Origin of the sequence: Wolbachia endosymbiont (group A) of Ancistrocerus nigricornis, from assembly GCF_947250785.1 — a bacterium.
Classification (GTDB): domain Bacteria; phylum Pseudomonadota; class Alphaproteobacteria; order Rickettsiales; family Anaplasmataceae; genus Wolbachia; species Wolbachia pipientis.
Window position 1 is genome coordinate 698,129 of the sequence record NZ_OX366348.1, and the last position, 20,125, is coordinate 718,253.

Annotated in this window: 15 protein-coding genes and 2 pseudogenes; 10 read left to right on the forward strand and 7 right to left on the reverse strand. The window is 35.8% G+C overall.

Annotated elements, in window-relative coordinates:
• The first annotated feature begins 211 nt into the window (after positions 1–211).
• The 3 genes and pseudogenes from dapB (at position 212) to OOK90_RS06720 (ending at position 2,908) form a co-directional block, all read left to right on the forward strand.
• Positions 212–997, forward strand: a complete 786-nt coding sequence (gene dapB / locus OOK90_RS03495) for a 4-hydroxy-tetrahydrodipicolinate reductase (RefSeq protein WP_010962542.1) — start codon at positions 212–214, stop codon at positions 995–997.
• Entirely contained in the window at positions 994–1,752 is a 759-nt protein-coding gene (gene pstB / locus OOK90_RS03500) for a phosphate ABC transporter ATP-binding protein PstB (protein WP_006280935.1), read from the forward strand. The genes dapB and pstB overlap by 4 nt, the downstream gene beginning before the upstream one ends.
• 78 nt (positions 1,753–1,830) lie before the next feature.
• Positions 1,831–2,908 (forward strand): annotated as a pseudogene (locus OOK90_RS06720) (IS3 family transposase).
• 136 nt (positions 2,909–3,044) lie between these two features.
• Here the strand turns inward: OOK90_RS06720 and prfB are convergent.
• A protein-coding gene (gene prfB, locus OOK90_RS03525; protein WP_151808105.1) for a peptide chain release factor 2 occupies positions 3,045–4,149 on the reverse strand; the annotation gives its coding sequence in 2 pieces (ribosomal slippage) (positions 3,045–4,073 and positions 4,075–4,149; 1,104 coding nt in all).
• 153 nt (positions 4,150–4,302) lie between these two features.
• Between prfB and mgtE the strand changes: the two genes are divergently transcribed.
• Positions 4,303–5,673, forward strand: coding sequence for a magnesium transporter (gene mgtE, locus OOK90_RS03530; RefSeq protein ID WP_264705725.1), 1,371 nt, complete (start codon positions 4,303–4,305; stop codon positions 5,671–5,673).
• A gap of 263 nt (positions 5,674–5,936) precedes the next feature.
• Here mgtE and OOK90_RS03535 read toward each other — a convergent pair whose 3' ends face one another.
• Positions 5,937–7,397 (reverse strand): TrkH family potassium uptake protein, encoded by a 1,461-nt coding sequence (locus OOK90_RS03535; protein ID WP_209472862.1) that lies wholly within the window; start codon positions 7,395–7,397, stop codon positions 5,937–5,939.
• Between the two features lie 141 nt (positions 7,398–7,538).
• On the opposite strand from OOK90_RS03535, the gene OOK90_RS03540 reads away from it, so the two are divergent.
• Entirely contained in the window at positions 7,539–7,772 is a 234-nt protein-coding gene (locus OOK90_RS03540; protein ID WP_264705726.1) for a hypothetical protein, read from the forward strand.
• A 30-nt stretch (positions 7,773–7,802) separates the two neighbouring features.
• Positions 7,803–8,753, forward strand: coding sequence for a hypothetical protein (locus tag OOK90_RS03545; protein ID WP_264705727.1), 951 nt, complete (start codon positions 7,803–7,805; stop codon positions 8,751–8,753).
• 48 nt (positions 8,754–8,801) lie between these two features.
• Here the strand turns inward: OOK90_RS03545 and OOK90_RS03550 are convergent, their stop codons facing one another.
• Positions 8,802–9,818: a substrate-binding domain-containing protein gene (locus OOK90_RS03550; protein ID WP_264705728.1), complete on the reverse strand. Its 1,017-nt coding sequence runs from the start codon at positions 9,816–9,818 to the stop codon at positions 8,802–8,804.
• A 141-nt stretch (positions 9,819–9,959) separates the two neighbouring features.
• Between OOK90_RS03550 and dcd the strand changes: the two genes are divergently transcribed.
• Positions 9,960–10,517, forward strand: coding sequence for a dCTP deaminase (gene dcd, locus OOK90_RS03555; RefSeq protein ID WP_264705729.1), 558 nt, complete (start codon positions 9,960–9,962; stop codon positions 10,515–10,517).
• Here the strand turns inward: dcd and OOK90_RS03560 are convergent, their stop codons facing one another.
• Positions 10,518–10,649 carry a hypothetical protein gene (locus OOK90_RS03560; protein ID WP_264705730.1) on the reverse strand — a complete coding sequence of 44 codons (132 nt, stop codon included), beginning with the start codon at positions 10,647–10,649 and terminating at the stop codon, positions 10,518–10,520.
• A 12-nt stretch (positions 10,650–10,661) separates the two neighbouring features.
• Positions 10,662–11,528, reverse strand: coding sequence for a hypothetical protein (locus tag OOK90_RS03565; protein WP_264705731.1), 867 nt, complete (start codon positions 11,526–11,528; stop codon positions 10,662–10,664).
• Between the two features lie 281 nt (positions 11,529–11,809).
• Between OOK90_RS03565 and OOK90_RS03570 the strand changes: the two genes are divergently transcribed.
• Entirely contained in the window at positions 11,810–15,154 is a 3,345-nt protein-coding gene (locus tag OOK90_RS03570; RefSeq protein WP_264705732.1) for a glycoside hydrolase/phage tail family protein, read from the forward strand.
• Between the two features lie 69 nt (positions 15,155–15,223).
• Positions 15,224–16,056 (forward strand): annotated as a pseudogene (locus OOK90_RS03575) (IS5 family transposase).
• A 174-nt stretch (positions 16,057–16,230) separates the two neighbouring features.
• On the opposite strand, the gene murB reads toward OOK90_RS03575, so the two are convergent.
• Together murB and hemC are read right to left on the reverse strand one after the other, a co-directional pair.
• Positions 16,231–17,118, reverse strand: a complete 888-nt coding sequence (gene murB / locus OOK90_RS03580) for a UDP-N-acetylmuramate dehydrogenase (protein WP_264705733.1) — start codon at positions 17,116–17,118, stop codon at positions 16,231–16,233.
• Complete coding sequence (gene hemC / locus OOK90_RS03585; protein WP_010962666.1) at positions 17,109–17,987, reverse strand: hydroxymethylbilane synthase; 879 nt, start codon at positions 17,985–17,987, stop codon at positions 17,109–17,111. Before hemC ends, murB begins: the two co-directional genes overlap by 10 nt.
• Positions 17,988–18,950: 963 nt before the next feature.
• Here hemC and odhB point away from each other — a divergent pair.
• Entirely contained in the window at positions 18,951–20,123 is a 1,173-nt protein-coding gene (gene odhB / locus OOK90_RS03590; protein WP_010962667.1) for a 2-oxoglutarate dehydrogenase complex dihydrolipoyllysine-residue succinyltransferase, read from the forward strand.
• Positions 20,124–20,125: the final 2 nt, after the last annotated feature.

Sequence of the window (20,125 nt, forward strand, 5' to 3'; positions counted from 1 at the left end):
GCAAACTAGCATAGAAAAACGTTTTCGATGAGATTGCAGAAAGGCTAGATTCCAGACTGGAATGACATCGTTCACTATGTACCATATTGCAATAGTTGTGGTCAAGGCACTGGGATCTGAAATTGCAGTGTTCGTACAGCTATAGAATATAGATCAGAAGTGACAGAGCTTAAAAAAAGGCCTAACATTCTTAATAAACGTAAAAAGCTTTATGAAAATCAGAGTTGGAGTAATAGGCTGCTTAGGCAGAATGGGCAAAAAAATACTCAATGAATTAATTACAAATACCAAAGTGGAAATAGCAGGTGCTGTTGCCCGTTCAGGTAGTAAGTACATAGATTCAGATATTGGACCAATTATAGCCAATCTAGGAATTAAAGTTACAAGTTCTATTAGTGGCATATTTGAGTCATCTGACGTTGTAATAGATTTTACAACTAAAGAATGTATGTTAGACTGCCTTAAAGCAGCTGTAAAATTTAAAACACCGCTGGTTAGTGGCACAACTGGAATAGAAGGTGTCGATTTGAAAGAATATGCTGCTGAAGTTCCAATATTATGGTCAGCAAATATGAGTGTTGGGGTTAATGTGTTGCTGAAATTGGTAAAAAAAGCTGCTGAGCTTTTAGGTAATGAATATGACGTTGAGATTTGGGAAATGCATCATAACTTAAAAAAGGATTCACCATCTGGAACAGCTATAGAACTTGGCAAAACAATTGCTAACGCTTCAAAAGTGGATTTTCAGTCCAATCAATATTTACATAGTGGTTCAAACATAAGGAAAAAGGGGGGAATAGGTTTTGCAGTATCTCGTGGAGGTGGAGTAATAGGAGATCACAGCGTGATGTTTGTTAATTCTGATGAACGGATAGAACTAAACCACAAAGCAATTGATCGCACAACATTTGCTAGAGGAGCTGTTCAAGCAGCAGTATGGCTATACGAAAATAAAAGAGAAATTCCGGGGCTCTATTCAATGCAGGATGTGATATGAGCAATACACGTGCCTCTGTTAAAGATTTAAATCTCTGGTACGGCTCTAAGCAAGTTTTATTCGATATAAATTTGAATATTTATAAAAGAAAAGTTACTACTTTTATCGGACCATCCGGGTGCGGTAAATCAACATTTTTGCGTTGTTTTAATCGTATGAATGACTATGTACCAGGTTGCAAAACTGTTGGTGAATTAGATATCGATGGGCTGGGTGATATATATTCACGCGATATGGATGTTGTACTACTTAGAGCAAAAGTTGGTATGGTATTTCAAAAGCCAAATCCTTTTCCAAAATCAATATATGATAATGTTGCTTGTGGGCCAAAATTGCATGGTATGGCGAAGGATAAGCAAAAATTGAATGAGATGGTGGAAAATAGTTTAACCAAGGTTGGTTTATGGGAAGAATTGAAGGACAGATTGCAAGATAGCGCACTCAATTTATCCGGTGGCCAACAACAGAGGCTATGCATCGCTCGCGCAATTGCAGTGAAGCCAACTATTTTATTAATGGATGAACCGTGCTCTGCTCTTGATCCAATGGCAACCAATGCAATCGAAAATCTTATACAAGAGCTGAAATTAAGATTTACTATAATTATGGTGACTCATTCAATGAAGCAAGCTAAAAAGTTATCTGATAGTGTAATTTTCTTTCATAATGGCAGAATTGTTGAGTCTGGAAGCACTCAAGAAATATTCGAAAATGCTCAATCTCCCTTAACAAAGGAGTATATCCTGGATCATTAAATTTCTGACCTTACCCAGAAAAAGTGGAGAGAAAGAAAAGAGTTTTTTCGGGTAAAATAAAATTTTGGAGGATTAGAAATGGTAAGAGAATATACGGCAGAATTCAAATTGGAAGCTGTTAAGCTGGCAAATGAACAAAGAAAGGTAGGTCAACCAGTTGCAAAAGTAGCAAGAGATCTAGGAATAAGGGATAGTGTATTAGGAAAATGGATGAAGAAATATAACGAAAAAAAGTCAGCGGCAAATGCATTTCCAGATGTAGCACCTTATGACAAAGAGAGGTTTGATTTACAAAGCAAGAGTAACAAGGGAAAGAGACATTTAAAAAAAAGCCCTGGCCAGTCAAAAAGAGTAAAATATTTTTTTATATAGTAACTGCTATAAAGTACAGGAATTATGTAGGATTTTCTGCTAGTGGCTACTATAAGTGGACCACAAGAAAAATAAGCAGTAGAGAATCAGCAAATAAAGAGCTACTCGAAGCTATTCAAAAAATATATCAAGTTTCTAAATGTAGATATGGAGCTCCTAAAATTCATGCTGAATTGAAGGCTTTGGGTAAAAGTTGCAATTTGAAAACGGTGCAAAGTATTATGCAGAAAAATGACATCAGGGCTATACTGAGAAGAAAGTTTAAAATTAAAAAACAACAAACAGATAATAGAGCTGTAGCTCCCAATATACTAGATCAAAACTTTATTGTTGATCAACCAAATAAAGTATGGGATTACTTACATCAAAACCAAGGAGGGATGGCTATATTTGGCAGCAATAATTCTCACGTATGGTAGTTAATGAGTAGTGCAATAAATAAACAATTGGTTATGAACTCTTTATTAATGGCCATTAATAGGCGTAAACCTGTTAAAAATCTACTGCTGCACAGTGACCAAGGTTCACAATATACTGCGCAAGGGTATCAATATCTCTTAGCTGTAAAGAATATAGATGAGTAATAAAGGCTGTTGTTACGACAATTCTGTTGCAGAAAGCTTCTTTAGCTCATTGAAAAGAGAAATACTTATTGATACTTCACAACACTCTGCTCAACAAACTAGAACTGCAATATTTGAATACATAGAAATTTTTTATAACAAACAACGTCACTATTAACTATTGCATTCCAGAACAATTTGATGCATCATTCTTTTTGTAAAAAACATTCCACACTTTCTCTCCACTTTTTCTGGGTAAGGTCACTTTTCCACTGATCATATTTAATCGCCATAACTTTACTCCTACTTTAACAATATTTTAATTATCATATATTATGGCAAGAAAGTCAACCCTACCTAATTTTGCTTAGTAAGCACACTAACTATGAAACAATCTATATTACCATCAAAAACAGAATTTATATTGCCCACTTCATGTCCGGTTCTTAAATCCTTCACCATTTGATATGGATGCATAACGTACGATCTGATCTGATTGCCCCAGCCTATATCGCATTTTTTACCATATTCTTCAGCCATTTTCTGTTCTTTTTTTTCCAGTTCAATTTGGTATAAACGTCCTTTAAGTAATTTTAACGCCTCATCTTTATTTCTGTGTTGAGAACGACCATTTTGGCATTGAACTACAACACCAGTTGGAATATGCGTAATGCGTACCGCACTTTCAGTCTTGTTCACATGCTGACCTCCTGCTCCGGAAGCACGATAGGTGTCGATCTTTAGATCCTTTTCATCCACAGCAATATCAATTGAATCTTCTATCACTGGAGTTACTCCTACACTTGCAAAACTGGTATGACGTTTACCATTTGCATCAAATGGCGATATTCTAACCAGCCTGTGAATTCCACTTTCACTTTTTGCCCACCCATAAGCTTTTTCTCCAACGATTTTTATCATTGCAGACTTTATACCAACTGACTCTCCTTCTAATTTTTCTACAACTTCAACTTTAAAGTTATGATAAATTTCTGCCCACCTTACATACATGCGCATCAGCATTTCAGCCCAATCATTGCTCTCTGTTCCACCAGCTCCTGAGTGGATTTCTAAAAAGCAGTTATTATTATCTGCTTCACCAGTAAATAAGGACTCTGTTTCTTTATACTTGATTAATTTCTCTAGCTTAGCTAATTCATTTTCAACTTCAGAGAAAAATTCTTCATCATTTTCATCAATAGCAGACTTCATTAAGCTGATGGCATCGTTGTAATCGCTTTCCAGCTTTAAAAACGACTCTACGTCATTTTTAATTTTAGAACGTTCTTTTAAAACTTCTTGTGCTTTTTGGTTATCTTGCCATAGGTCATCATTCGACGCTTGGGAGTCAAGCTCTTCAAGACGCAACTTTAATTTTTCTATGTCAAAGACACCTCCTGATAAGAGAAATACTTTTATTTAAGCTTTGAAAGTGTTCAAGAATTTCTGGATAAGTTTTCATTATACTTTAGATTTTAATATATTTACTATCAATAACAATAACAGTAAACAAAATAGAAATTTAACCATATGATAGTTAATTTAAATAATTTCATTATACTTTAATGTTTAAGGAAATCAAGCGCGTATATTTATTAAAAAACAAGGTAAAGTAATGAATATTGAAATAAGTTCCCATTATGGTTTAGACAAAAAGGCTATTGATGACTTAATAGAGTCACTTGATAACGAGAAGCTAGAGAATGTTCGTAATATTGTAAAAACGATAGACAGTGTTCAGTTAGCTTATTTTTTATCTACTTCGATCAGTGATCACAGGGAGAAATTAGTTAATATCCTCGATCAACATTTGTTAAGTGATGCCCTAGTGCATGTAGTGCCAGATTTACAAATAGAGATCATAGAAACATTGGGAATAGAAAATACAGCAAAGTTACTAATGCTCCTTGATGTAGAAGATATAGTAACCATAGTGAAAGATTTAGATAGAAAGTCTGTAGAAAATATACTTTACTATTTGCCCAGCAAAACTCAGAAATCGGTAGAGGAGTTGCTATCATATCCAGAAGAAAGTGCAGGAAGGTTAATACATAAAGATATGGTTATAGCTCCATATTATTGGACAATAAATCAACTGACAGAATTTGTGTGCAACTATAAAAAAATACCAGAAAAATTTCACCAGATATTCATTATCAACTCAAAATTAGAGCCTATAGGCAGTGTTAATTTAAATAAGGTAATATCTCACTCAGGAGACACAATAATAAAAGAGATAATGGATCATGACATAAAAATCATTAAAACTGGAATAGACCAAGAGGAAGTAGCAAGAATATTTAAAGATTACTCTCTATTATCGGCTCCGGTAGTAAATAAGAATGGTAAAATTATTGGTGTGATCTTAATTGAAGATGTGATAAAAGTTGTTCAACAAGAAACAGAAGAGGATGTACTCAAAATAAGCGGTGTATCTTCTAAAGCCGATATAAATGCCCCTATACATAAAACTATAATTAAAAGGCTACTTTGGTTACTGTTTAACCTCTTAGCTGCAACAATGTGTTCCATAGTAGTTGGCTTTTTCGATGATGTAATAAAAAGTTTTATAGTGCTGCCAATAATCATGCCGATAATTGCATCAATGAGCGGAAATGCAGGATCCCAAACAGTAACGCTAACCATCCGGGCAATCGCAACAAAATATCTAACTGAGCAAAATGCAAAAAGAATACTGATGAAAGAATTTTTAATAGGTCTTATAAACGGGGTGATCTTATCTACTATTTCATTAGTAGTGTTAGCAATAAGGTTTCACAACTTCAAAGTGGAGATGATTTTTGTGGTCTCCATGATTATGATGTCAATTATTGCAACGTTCATCGGAACTTTCATTCCTATAATGCTTCATCGCTTAAAGTCTGACCCTGCCGTTTCTTCTTCAATCCTAACATCGGCAACAACTGATATTCTCTCAGCTTTTATATTTCTTGGTTTAGCTACGATCTTTTTATTAAATAGCTAATACTATCTATAGCTATACCGCCGCGAACCGTCATGCCGCGATTCATTCGCGGTATCTCTTAGCATAGATCCCGCTAACAAGTAGCGGGATGACGAGAAAGGGGCTACTTGGATGACATTCTTCCTGGTGTGCCCAAATCACAATGTTCGTACATCTGTGGATTTATTCGCGGTATAGATTCCGCTAACGAGTAGCGGAATGACGGTTTTTCAAATTGTCGTAAGTCAGTTTAGCTATAATATCAAATTTCACAACTTCACCAACTATTTCTTTCTATTAAATAAGAATAAATTGCCTATACAAAAATAGATTGGCAATATTTCAAGTCTGCCAAGCAGCATTAAAAACGATAGAAATAATTTTACTTCATTACTGAAAGAGGAATAATTACCCGAAGGACCTATTAAATTACTAAATCCCGGGCCAGAGTTTGTAAGCGTTGCAGAGACTGAACTGATGCTAGTTATAAAGTCTGCATTGCTTAAGTAAGACATCACTATTGATGAAATGGTAAACGTTAACATGAAAATTGCAAAAAATATAAAGACAGAGTGAACTTCATCATTCTCCAGGGTTTTTCCATTGAATTTTACTCCATTGTCTGCATCAGGGTTTAATAAAAGGTAAAAGTAATTTCTTATAGACCTTAAAAGAACAATCAAGCGGAAGATTTTGACACCACCACTTGAAGAACCACTACATCCACCAACAAAGGTGAGAAAAAAAGCTAAGACTGAAATGAAACTCCAATCTATATGATTACAGATTGCATAACCAGTTGACGTAATCAAGGAAGTGATGGTAAATGTGCTGCATCTAAATGATAATGACACTCCTAAATCAACATTTTTATACAACCAAAAACAAGCAAATAAAGATGAAACAATAGCTATCTTAAAAAAGTAAGAGACCTGCTCATCATAGCAAATGTCTAACCGTCTTATGATTTTTAAATAGCTAAGAAAAGGCAGAGAACCCAAAATCATAAAAACGATCGTTATGGCTTCTAGTATGGGATTATTATAGTGCCCTATAGAATCATTATAGTTAGCAAATCCACCAGTTGATACAGCAGACATTCCGTGACATATTGCATCAAATAGTGGCATACCAGCTAGATAATAGGAAAATATACATAACAAAATTAAGCCATAATATATTGCCGTAACATGAATTACTACGCTTCGCGTGTTCGGCAACTTCCTTTTGGTAGCATCTGAATATTCAGAATAAAGTAAATTATTTAGGCTGAGAACCTTAAACATAGGAAAAACTGCAATTCCTAAAGTGATTACACCAAAACCCCCCATGCCATGTAGCATTGCTCTCCACAGCAGTATTCCCGGAGATTGCTTTTCAATATCATTAAATATAGTTGCTCCTGTGGTTGTGATGCCAGATATCGTTTCAAACAATGCATCAACATAGCTCAGATTATCAAAATAGAAAGGAATAGCTGCAAACAGAGACAAGGCAATCCAGGTGCAACTAGTAATCGCAAAAATTGCTGGCATTCCATGCAATCTACTTAATTTACCGAGTAAAATAAAAATTGCGCCAGATGTGCAGGTAATTATGAATCCAGCGAGAAAATTTTTCCATTCGTAGCTGAGATACTTATTGGTAATAGCAGGAATAAGCATTGCTAAGCTAAACAGCAATAGGAATATTCCCACAATAAATACAATTGAACGCAAATTTTGTAAACGTTGATGATTTTTCATAGAGTTACTTCCTCGCTATACAAAGCCATAAAAGCTACTCTAACGTCAAGCACTTTGTTGGCCTTTATTAACAGTTATTAACAATATACTTGATTTACTTGTAAATATGTGTGATAATTAAATTTTTATTAGAGGTAAGATATGGTTGAATTAACTGATGCACAAGAAGAAATTCTAGGTTCATTAAGACAGGCAGTCTGGAATGGCAGTGTTCAAGAAGTCCAGAACGTACTCGACGATAATGAACATAATGATATACAAGCAGTTTTGAGCCACGAGGGGACTTTGACTAGTGACAAAGGTACCATTTTAGATTTTGTTATGTGTTGTAGCATTACAATTAAAGCTCAAGTAAAGATCATTGAACTAATTTAGCAGAAAGCTGATCAAAAAACTCATGATTTTTTGTGTGATTACAAGGTAATAGAATTTTTTGAAGGTCAACCATATTTTGCGGATACAATAGATGATCTTAAACGCTTTCAAGGAAAAATTGACTATAATAGCACAGAATATTTTGCTCTTGCACGAGTTATTCAAGAAATAGAAAAGCACGAGAGGGTAAAGGATCTTGATTCCAACTTACAAGAAGCAATAGAAAACCTTGATATTGATCAAGTTAAAGCAGCATTAGAGAATTGTGGTGAAGATGTAGAAAGGGTTTTAGAGCGAGAGGTATATTGGAGTAGTGGAAGAGTAGATGCCCTTTTAGTTTATCCTCTGAAAGTTGAATATAGTGAAGAATTGAACCAAGAAGATGTGGAAAAGATAAAAGAAAGCTTTAAATTAATGTTTGATGCTGCTTCTCCAGGGCTCCTTGGGTTCGAGCCCAATGGAAATAACTATGTAATGGATAAACTTACATGTGCACAAAAACGTTTTGCTAAAATACCTGGAGTATGTGAGCAATGCTTTCAAGATTTGATTCAAGAATTTGAGGAAAAACTTAGTAAAAATGAACTAGATAATGCCAAGATTAATGATCAGATAGCATGGGATAAAGAGTATGCGACTCGATTTTCACAAGAAATCAATCAGGATCCGTCTGAGAATGATGATCTTAACTTTATAGATGACACTGATCTAGATCAAAACACCGTAAACTCTGCACCAACTGCAGACAACAAAACCCCAGAAAAGAACGAAACAACCTTCTGGAGTGAACACAAAGGGAAAATTGCTCTGGGCGTTGTTGGACTGTGCGCAGTTGGTACTGTTGCAGCCTATGTGCTAGCGTATCCTGTAGTTGCACTGGCTTTAACAGTTTTGGCAGCAGTTATATTAATGGGTGCTGGTATTGCTAAGGTTTTAGAAGATCCAAGTGTAGAAAGAACGTTTACAGAAGTACAACGTTAATAATGTCATCCCAGCGCGCCGCGCTGGGACAAAGAATATAAAAGACCGTCACGTTATATCATAAACTTTTGCTGAAGCTTTTTTCATGTCTTCACTTGAAAGTGGGATTAGACCAAGCCTAGATAGGTACCCACCTTCAATACCGATTGAATCTATAATTTCTTTTACGAATTCTCTTAATCCATCAACAGTATCCAAGTGTTCCCTCTTTATGTAAAGGTATAGAGGTCTTGCTAATATATATTTTCCCGATGATATATTTTCGTAAGTTGGCTCAATTCCTGCAATTGTGCTCCCTTGTATTTTATCTTGATTCCTCATTAAAAAGCTGAAACTAAATATCCCTAAGGCGTTCTTGTTACTTTTCAATTTTTGTATTATTATATTTTCATTAATTCCAACTTCTATATACCTTCCGTCATCCCTTATATTACCACATGCTTTCTTTCTTTCTTCCTGATCTTTATAATTCTCTTTGAAAATTCTCGAGTTCATGCATGAATATTGATCAAGCATAATAGAATTAACCAAAGTTTCGTATGTACCTGTATTTTGATGTGGACCATAAATTTCAATTTCTGTTTTTGGTAAGGCTTGATTGACATTAGACCAAAACTTCTTATTATTTTTTACTAATTTATCATTTTCTTGAGAATATGCAGATAAAGTTTCAAATAAGTCCTTCTTTGTGAAATCAAATCTATGGCTTTGATTTGAATTTGCAATGACAACTCCATCATAGCCAATGATGGTTTCTATCACTTCATTAATTTTATTCCTTTTACATAGTTCTCTTTCTACTTCCTTCATAGGGCGAGATGAAGTGGTGATGTCTGGCGTGTCTTCCCCTATTCCTGAGCAAAACATTTTGAATCCTGATCCACTTCCTATCGATTCCACAACTGGAGTCTTAAAGGAGAATACACGGTTGAACTCTTCGGCTATAAACGAGATAAAAGGAAAAACAGTTGAAGATCCAACAATTCTGATGTATTTCCTGGCATCAGCATTTGATAGCGGCGTGAATAATACGAATACAAAAATCAGGAGAAAGTTTCTAAGCATTATTTTTAGTTAAGAACATAAATCTAATTATTGTAATAAAAAATCAAACTGAAAAGCTTTAATTGCATGACAAAAGCTACAGTTTACATTTAAATTTTATTTTATATTATTGTAAGTATTACACAACTTTAAGGGGCAATTATGGCAGTTATGCCAGATAAATGGATAAGAGAAAAAGCTGAAAATTTTGGAATGATAGAACCTTTTGTGAACCACAAAAGCAGCAAAGGTGTTATATCTTTCGGACTATCATCTTATGGTTACGATGCAAGAGTGGATAATAAATTTAAAATTTTTACTAATGTTAATTCAGCTATCGTGGACCCTAAAAATTTTTCTGAGAATAGTTTCATAGATAAGGAAACAGACGTATGTATAATTCCACCAAATGGCTTTGTGCTTGCAAGTACAGTGGAATATTTTCGTATACCAAGGAATGTACTGGTCATTTGTGTTGGTAAATCAACTTACGCAAGATGTGGAATTATAGTAAACGTTACTCCCTTAGAACCTGGATGGGAAGGTCATGTCACACTCGAATTCTCAAACACCACTCCACTTCCTGCGAAAATTTACGCTAATGAAGGCGCATGCCAATTCGTATTTTTAAGCGGCGAAAGTGAATGCGAGAAATCATATGATGATATGAAAGGAAAATATATGAATCAGCATGGTATTACTTTGCCGCTGGTGAAATAATTACTGCTTTCGTTGTGAGCTACCAAACTGCTCTATAGACAATATTCCACTATCACCAGATAGCAAAGTTCGCGCTGATTCACTTTGCTTAAGATGTTTAATTGCTTGCTTTTTGTCAGTTCCAGTGCGCATACTGTAGCCAAGTTAGAAATCTATTCCATTTTCAACAATGTTACATGAAAACCCCATAGCAGTAGCGAAACCTTCTTGTTTATTAGTAGCATTTCCGGTAACAACACCACAAGCAGTGAAGTTACGATCATTTCCAACTGTTCGCATCATCATTCCACCATCTCGTATACCATCATTATTTATATCCTTTGCTATAACAGTCTGGTCTACAAATCGCGTATTACCCACTTCTCGAGATATTACTTCTACATTCGGTTGATTATGTAGTTGACCATTACTTACTAATGCTTGATTATATGCTGAATGGTGTTGTTCTGAATTACTTTGACTATTACTCCTTAGTTCATTTTGCTCGTGCTCTTCATTATTTTGATGTTGGTCAGTTCCTAATATGCTAGCTTCTTTTTCAACACGCTCATTGTATTCTTTATCATTACTTATCTCAACTTTATTTACTGGTTGACCTTGACTGTTTTCTATGTCTTTTTGACTAAACATGTCTTTATTAATGTAATAAAAAATAAGACCAGGTATCAGTGAAATTATTAGATTTAATACAATGCACGGAATTAAAACCACGGTAGCAGCTATATAGATTAGAGAGCTAACTATAAACTTTATTACTTTAGATAATTTAGAATCATCTTTTTGAACATTAACAGCATTCAAAAAAAGCATAGTTAAGCTAAGAGATAATGCTGTTATAGCAGTAGGCACGATGATTGGAACAAGTAAAAAAGCATTGATTAATTTTTTTCCAGAACTAGTTGGTTTAGTGCTATTATTCAGTGATGTAAGATAGTTTTGACCAACATTAGTAATCCATTTTGTACCAGACAAGACTCTTTTACTATTTTCTTCCGACATTTCAAATTTCATTGGTACCCCCAGATTATAATGCTAAATTGTACTAAAAATTAATATAAAATCAACATAAATTTTTCACTTCCGCACTTTTTCATTGTTGCTTACAATAACTATAGCTACACGATTTACTTGTGTGCTTTTCTTAATTAAAAACTTCAACTATCCATTGTAAGCTGCTGAATTTCTTATCATAGTATCTGTCATCCCAGTACCACTTTCTTGTCATCCAAGTAGCGTGACACTTGGATCTTCTCTCAACAATTTCAAAAAAATCTATCAAAAGGAGGATTACCATGTCTACAATAATTTTATCATCAATTTTTGGTCAAGCAGGCAGCATTTTTGGTCCAATTGGCCGGATTATCGGCTCAGAACTCGGTGCTCTTCTTGGTGCACAGCTAGATGGGGCAATGTTCGGCCTTGATGCCGAGCAAAAAGTAACGCATGGTGCGAGACTAAAAAATCTGCAAGTTCAAACCTCAACCTACGGCAGAACGATTCCAATTATCTATGGCACTGCTCGTGTTGCAGGGAACATTATTTGGTCACAGCCAATAAAAGAAGAGGCGATAACCACCAAAAGCAAAATTGGAAGAGGTATGAACGTTACATATAATTACTACGCAACGCTTGCAATTGCGATCTGCAAGGGGAAAGTAGAAAAATTAAACAGAATCTGGGCAGATACAACATCACTTAGCTTTGATGAAATAGATTATACTTTTTACAGCGGCAGAGAAGACCAAAATCCTGATCCATTTATGTCATCAATTGAAGGAGAGGGGAATGTGCCGGCTTATAGGGGAATATCTTACATAGTCATCAAGAATTTTCCTTTAGCAGACTATAACAATCGCGTCCCGATATTTACATTTGAAGTGCGAACTGCATTAAAGCCCGTTGGGTTTTCAATAGCGGAAAATATTCGGAATATCAATATCATACCAGGTTCAGGTGAGTTTGTATATGATACAAAAATACAGAAGAAAATCGCGCAAGAGAAAATAAGCAGCAACCAATATATCCCATATGGGCTGGCGCAAAGGGTAAATCACAACAACCACACTAAAAAGAGCGATGCAATGCTTTCTTTGGATCAATTAAAAGAAGATTTGCCAAATGTTGAGTTGGTGTCGGTGGTAGTCAATTGGTTTGTGAATGATCTGAACATTAAAGATTGTAAAATATATCCTGCAGTTGAATTTCAAGATGATTCCGCAATATTACCTGATGATTGGCAAGTAGGGGGTGTAACCAGAGATAATGCTCAGCTAATTTCAAAAGATGCGAGTGGAAACCCAAGGTATGGTGGCACAGTTAGTGATGCAGCGTTGATAAGATATATAGAAGAGCTACACAGCAGAGGCTACAAGGTGATGCTCTATCCAATGCCCTTACTTGACACAAAGAACAAAGAGTGGCGAGGAAAATTGAGCGGGACCCCTGGGGATATAAGTGATTTTTTTGAGAATCAATATAACAAATTTATAGAGCATTATGCAAGCATTGCCAAACAAACTAAAGTGGAAGGGTTTATCATCGGGTCTGAGTTTGTCCAGCTTACCAGAGTAAAAGATGCTCAAGGTAATTATCCTGTGGTGATAGAGCTGGTCAAACTTGCAAAACAGATAAAACTTAATCTTGGAAAAGAAGTAACAGTTACCTACGCTGCAGATTGGAGCGAATACCATTCATATGATGGTTGGTATAATATGGATGAACTGTGGTCTTCAGAGTATATCGACGTTGTTGGCATAGATGCTTATTTTCCACTGACTGATGGTCCAGAGCCTCCTTTTGGTTATTCCGCGGAAGATGTAATGGGTGGTTGGAGCAGTGGAGTGGGGTATGATTATTTCTATGATTACTCAAAGAGTGAACCTGAAAAAGTAAAGTATAACGACAGCAGGTATGCGTGGAAAAATATAGAGAAATGGTGGAGTGAAACTCACATAAATCCAGGTGGTAGTAAAACGAAATGGCAACCAAAAATGAAAAAAATATGGTTTACTGAGTATGGATTTCCCAGTATGAACGGCTGCACTAATGAGCCAAATGTGTTTGTTGATAAAGGCAGCATAGAGAGCAAATATCCACGATATTCAAACGGAGAGGTGAGCTTTCTTTCGCAAAAAATTGCAATTGAAGGAACGCTAAAGAAGTGGCAAAGCTCGGAAATGGTAGAAAAAATGTTTCTCTGGGCATGGGATGCAAGGCCATTTCCTTATTTCCCCAATTTGTGTGATATGTGGACTGACTGCCATAATTGGCAGACAGGACATTGGATTCAGGGAAAGCTTTCACAGCTTAATATTTCCGATGTTTTATCGGATCTATTACAAAAAGCAGGTTTAAAAAGCGATCAGTTCGATACGAGTGATGTTAAAGGATTATTGTCTGGATATGTAATAAATGACCAGCAATCGGTACGTTCAATTATTAAAATGCTGCAAAGTTGCTATTTTTTTGATGTGGTTGAACAGGACTCTAAACTGAAATTTGTCCAAAAGGGCAGGGGAGTTACAACTGTAATGCCAATTGGTGAAATGGTTTTCAATAACAGTTCAAAGTCGATGCAACTTGTTAATATTAGTCAACTGGATTTAAACAATAAAGTTAACATCGTTTACTTTAACCGCAATTTTGGCTATCCAATTGATGTTAAATATGCTGAGTTGCCAAAGCAAGGCACTGCTATAATAGTTGAAATACCACTCATTATGGAGGAGGGAGAGGCGCAAAATATAGCTGAGGTTTTACTTTATTCTTCGTGGCAAGAGAGAAATATATACAATTTCAAGCTGTCGATAAAATATGCGTGGCTTGTGCCAAGTGATGTAATAACGATTTTAGACGGTGAGAAAAAGCATACGGTGAGAATTATAAAAACGAAATTTGAAAGCATGTCCATTCAAGTAATTGGCGTTGGTTATGATCGCTCTATATATAAGCTCTCTTTTCCTTCAACAAGGTCACTTATGCTGAAGGAATACCCTCCCTCTCACGTTAGCAAAACCATCATAGAAATGATAGATTTACCGCATGTTAAAGATAATACCACAAGCTTTACTTTAATTAGCGAGGAAAAGAATTGGAAAGGAGCAACACTCTTTATTTCGTACAACGATAAGGATTATAAGCCTATCGCAAGCACAAACAAGCAGTCTACTTACGGATATGTAATGGAATCTACCGACGAGGGGCTTATAGCAGTGTTACGTTTTGGTGTATTGAGTTCTTCATATAACCATTATTTAAGTGATGGTGTCATTCCAGCGCTTGACCATATTTCTCCTGGATCCCAGTGTCTGGGCACTGGGATGACAGAAGAGGGTTTTACAAGCACTAATGTTAGTACTATAAATGTAAGCAATTTAGCACTGGTTGGAAAAGAGATAGTAAAATTTCAGAGTGCCGAACTTATAGATAAAAATAAATATAAGCTTAGCAACCTAATTAGAGGGCAAGAGGGCACCAAAGAGTATCAGCACACCGCAGGTGAAAAATTTACTCTGCTTGATGATTCAGTAATATCTTTCGAAGTGCAAAGGGGAAAAAAGTTTTACCTAAAAGCAGTGACTTACGGTGAATCGCTGGAAAATACGGAAGTGAAAGTGATAAATTCATTTAGTAATTGAAATTTAATAAGAGGTTGTCCGGAAACAAGTAAAAGGCTATAATATCTGAAATTTTAGTACGGGGTAAAGATGAGAAAAAAGTATCCAACAGATCTAAGCGAAAGGGAATGGGCAAGAATAGAAAAACACTTCAGAGTATCATACAAGAAAGGAGGAAGGCCGCCAAAGTATAGCAAAAGAGAAATATTAGAAGCAATTTTCTATGTATTGCGTACAGGGTGTCAATGGCGGTATTTACCAAATGATTTTCCGCTATGGAAGACTGTGTATGAGCAGTTCAGGCAATGGAAGAAGCAGGGAATTTTTGAGAAAATGAATTATGAAATTACAAAATATAGTAGAAGAAAAATAGGAAGGAATGAGCAGCCGAGTGCCTGTATAGTAGATAGTCAATCTGTAAAGACTACAGAAAAGGGGGGATCAAAGGCTATGATGGAAGTAAAAAAGTAAAGGGTAGAAAAAGGCATATAATTACAGACACTCAGGGTTTTATACTAGGTTGTTACGTAGGCGCTGCTAACGAAAATGATAGAGATGGTATTAAAATAGCATTAAACAATATGAGAACAAAATATACTAAAGTTAAAAAAATGTGGGCTGACATGGGATACCAAGGAAGAAATTTAAAGAATCACATAAAGGAAGAATATGACATAGATATTGAAATTGTTAAAAGGCCTCCATGTAGATTTTGGGTGCACAAAGATACGCCACCTGAGCTACTACCAACAAGAGAACAAGGGTTTAAAGTACAGCCAAGAAGATGGGTTGTAGAAAGGACTTTTGCTTGGGTTAATAGGAATAGAAGGCTATCGAAGGAGTATGATTTACTCACAACATCCACTGAGAATTTCATATACCTAGCTATGAGTAGGGTTATGTTAAAGAGGGAATATGCTTGAATTTACTAGTTTCCGGACAACCTCTAACTTTGCTATTTTTCTCTCTAGATTCTTGCAAAGTTCTACAAGATTAACCACATTACCTCACGGTTTCTCTATGATTATTTTTTTAGATTACTTGTTTACCTTATTTGCCGTTCTCCTGAACGAATATACATAAGCTATAAAAACTATCTAATAGCTACCCAAAACCCTTATTTCCCACTCAAGTTCAACATTAAATTTATCCTTTACTGCACCTTTTACTTTGTTGCCAAGGTTTTCCAAGTCAGATGCAGTTGCATTATCGTAATTGAGCAAGAAGTTACAATGTTTCTTAGAGATTCTAGCTCCACCAATATTTAACCCTAGGCAGCCAGATTTATCAATTAACTCCCATGCTCGGTAGTTTTTTGGATTTTTGAATATGCACCCAGCAGTTTTTCCTCTTATTGGCTGGCTTTTATTTTTCCTCTCAATAACTTCCTTTAACCTTTGCAGTATAAGCTCATACTCTGAGTTTACTCCTTTAAACTCAGCTTCAACAAAAATCCAATTTCCTTTTAGGCTATGTCCACGGTAAAAATACCCCATTTCTTCGTTGGAGAACTCATATAGGTTTCCATCCTCTAGATTCACTGCTTTTATGGATTGTACAACACTTGCGATATCACTACCATATGCACCTGCATTCATTTCTATTCCGCCACCAACTGTTCCTGGAATTCCAACTAGAAACTCCAACCCACTAATCTGCTGATTTCCCGCAAAGTGAGCAAGGTTGCTGAGCAGCACAGCTCCCCCAGCTACAATAGAGTTGTTACCCTTACTTTTAATATATGCAAACTCCTTACCTAATTTTACTGTTATTCCTCGAATGCCACTATCTCGCACTATTATGTTGGATGTTGCACCAATAACGCTAACTGGCAGTTCAGTATTTTTAATCAAGTATGTTAAATCTTCAATATCACATGGTTTAAATAATACATCAGCTCGTCCACCAACATTTAACCACGTCGCTTTAGACATTAAGACATCATAACGATAGATTCCACGTACTTTAGGTAAGCTTATAAGCATTTTGATTTCAACTCTAATCCTGCATCCATACCCATTTTCTCCGCATCTTCTATAAATGAAGTGCGCTCAGTGAAGTATATATTTTTTCCACTTGCTAACATACAACGAAGGTGTAGCATATTTTCGCTCACATATTCAGCCAAAGCTGCAAGTGGTGTAAAACATGAACCATTCACTGTCTTCATAAAACTGCGCTCTGATTTCACTCCTATAAAAGACATATTATTATTAATTTTCTCTAAAAGATCGATAATTTTTACATCATTCCTTCTACATTGAATACAAACCGCCCCCTGCCCCACTGCACTTAACATAACTTTTGGTGGCAATACCTCTGTAATCAAGTGATGTTTTTCTAATCTTATGAGTCCTGCTTCAGCTAGAATTATTCCATCAAAACTTTGATTTTGCAATCTGGTTGTTACATTTCCACGTAGCGGTACTATATTTAAATCTGGTCTAACATTTAACAACTGAACTTTTCTTCTTATTGAAGAAGTGGCAATAGTAGCCTGCTGTGGCAAAGACTCAAGGCTATTGTGTTTATGAGAAATAAACGCATCGCATGAACTTAGCCTTTCTAAAACACAAGGAATTGTTAAACCCCCTGAGAAAAACGCAGGCATATCTTTTAGCGAATGAACTGCCATGTCTATATTATTTTCGAGCAATTCAGTCTCAATTTCTTTAATGAATAATCCTTTGCCTCCTATTTCAGCAAGATTTGCGTTTGCATACTTATCTCCAGAAGTTTTTATTTTAACAATTTCAATAGATAAGTTAGGAAAAGAATCCAGCAACTTTTGTTTTGCTTCCAAAGCCTGGGCAACTGCAAGCTTGCTTCCTCTGGTACCTATTTTGACTAGCATGTGTACGATTGTTTGTCTGATGTCATTCAAGTAGCTGACTACTTGGATCCAGTTTAATTCATTATATAAACCTTTGCATTTATTGTACTTTAACTTAAAACCAAAAGCAACTTTGACTTTACAAAATAATAACCTTTTATATGCATAAATAAGCTTACTGGATTCTAGTACTTGCATGACAAGGTATAAACCTTATCGTCATACCACCGCGAACCGTCATACCGTCACGGTATCTCTAGATCCCGCTAACACGTAGCGGGATGACGAATTATTTAACCGTCATACCGCGATTCATTCGCGGTATCTCTAGATCCCGCTAACAAGCAGCGGGATGACGGTTGTCGTTTAGCTATAAATATTAAAAAATTTACCAAGCGAAAAAAAAGGCAAAAGAAGCCCCGTGGTGGTTGGCTATTTACTATGTACTAAAATATCGGCGTTTTTTTTATTCTAAAACGCTTGATTAAGAGCGATTTAGCTGCTTTTAACTTGCAACTAACCTACATCGCAAGTGTTTAAGAAATTTACTAAGCAGGAAAAAAGGCAAAGAAACCCCGTAGTAGCTAGCATTCAAATTCTCCCTTGTCAATTTGACGTTTTTTGCTGTCTTAAACGCTTTGTAAGCGCGTTTCGGCTTATATAGGTAAAAACCTAAAAATTTTTAAAGACATGCGATGCACGTAGTGCGAAAAATTAAACATGAGACGCCAAATACCCTAAGTTTTTTGTCATTAACCTGCACAGATTGCGAAGATAAATAAATAGCTTCAGTTTCATGATAGGGGGGATGGCAAAGCTTGTCAAGGAATTTTTATGGCCTAGCGTCACGTGCTGGAATGACATTTGGGAATATGTTATCCGTTTGTCACTTCTAAATGATAAGAGCCTCAATGAATTTATTAGTTTATTACATGTCTCTTTTCATGTATAAATCTATAGAAAGTTTTATACGGAAGTTGTTTTATGAGCAAAATTATAGAAATCAGAGCACCAAAAACTCTTGGTGGTGAATCAGTTACAGAAGGTATAGTAAAAATAAAGAAGGGTATTGGAGAAGCAGTAAAAGTAGATGACTTGATCTTTGAAATTGAAACTGACAAAACAGCACTCGAATTAACTGCAGAAGCTTCAGGGCAAATAACTGAATTTCTTATAAAAGAAGATGATGTAATAAGTCCTGATCAATTGTTAGCGAAGCTTTCCATGGGAGAAGTAAAAGAGGAAGCGAGAAAAGAAGATAAAAGCGAAAGTGCTGCTAAAAAAGATGCTCCATCAGCTCGTAAAATTATGGAAGAAAATGCAATCAGTGCAGAAAGCGTCAAAGGAACTGGCATGGGAGGCAGAATAACAAAAGCAGATGTGATAGGCCATATGAACAAAGCTGAACAACCTGCAATAAAACAATATGAATTGCCAAAAAGTGTAGTAAATGGAGAGCAAAGAGAGGAACGAGTAAAAATGAGCAAAATAAGGCAAGTAATTGCCGCTCGTTTGAAAGCATCGCAAAATACTGCTGCAATACTGACCACGTTCAATGAAATTGACATGAAGAATGTCATGGATCTAAGAGCAAAATATAAGGACGCCTTTGAAAAAAAATATGGAATAAAACTTGGTTTTATGTCGTTTTTTATAAAGGCAGCGGTGCAAGCATTGAAAGAAATTGCTGAAATTAACGCTGAAATCTCAGGCGATGAAATCATATATAAACATTACTATGACGTAGGTGTTGCTGTTGGCACCGACAAAGGTCTTGTTGTACCAGTTATTCGGGGTGCCGATCAGATGTCATTTGCAGAAATTGAGTTGACTTTAGTTGCTCTTGGCAAAAAAGCTCGTGAGGGTAAATTACAAGTATCAGAAATGGAAGGTGCAACATTTACCATCTCAAACGGTGGAGTATACGGTTCACTTCTTTCCACTCCGATAATAAACCCTCCGCAATCTGGAATACTTGGAATGCATTCAATACAAAACAGGCCAGTTGCTGTTGGTAATGCAGTAGAAATCAGACCTATGATGTACATTGCTCTCTCTTACGATCACAGAATAGTTGACGGCAAAGGAGCAGTAACTTTCCTCGTTAAAATAAAAAATTATATAGAAGATCCAAATAGATTAGTTTTGGAAGTGTAGCT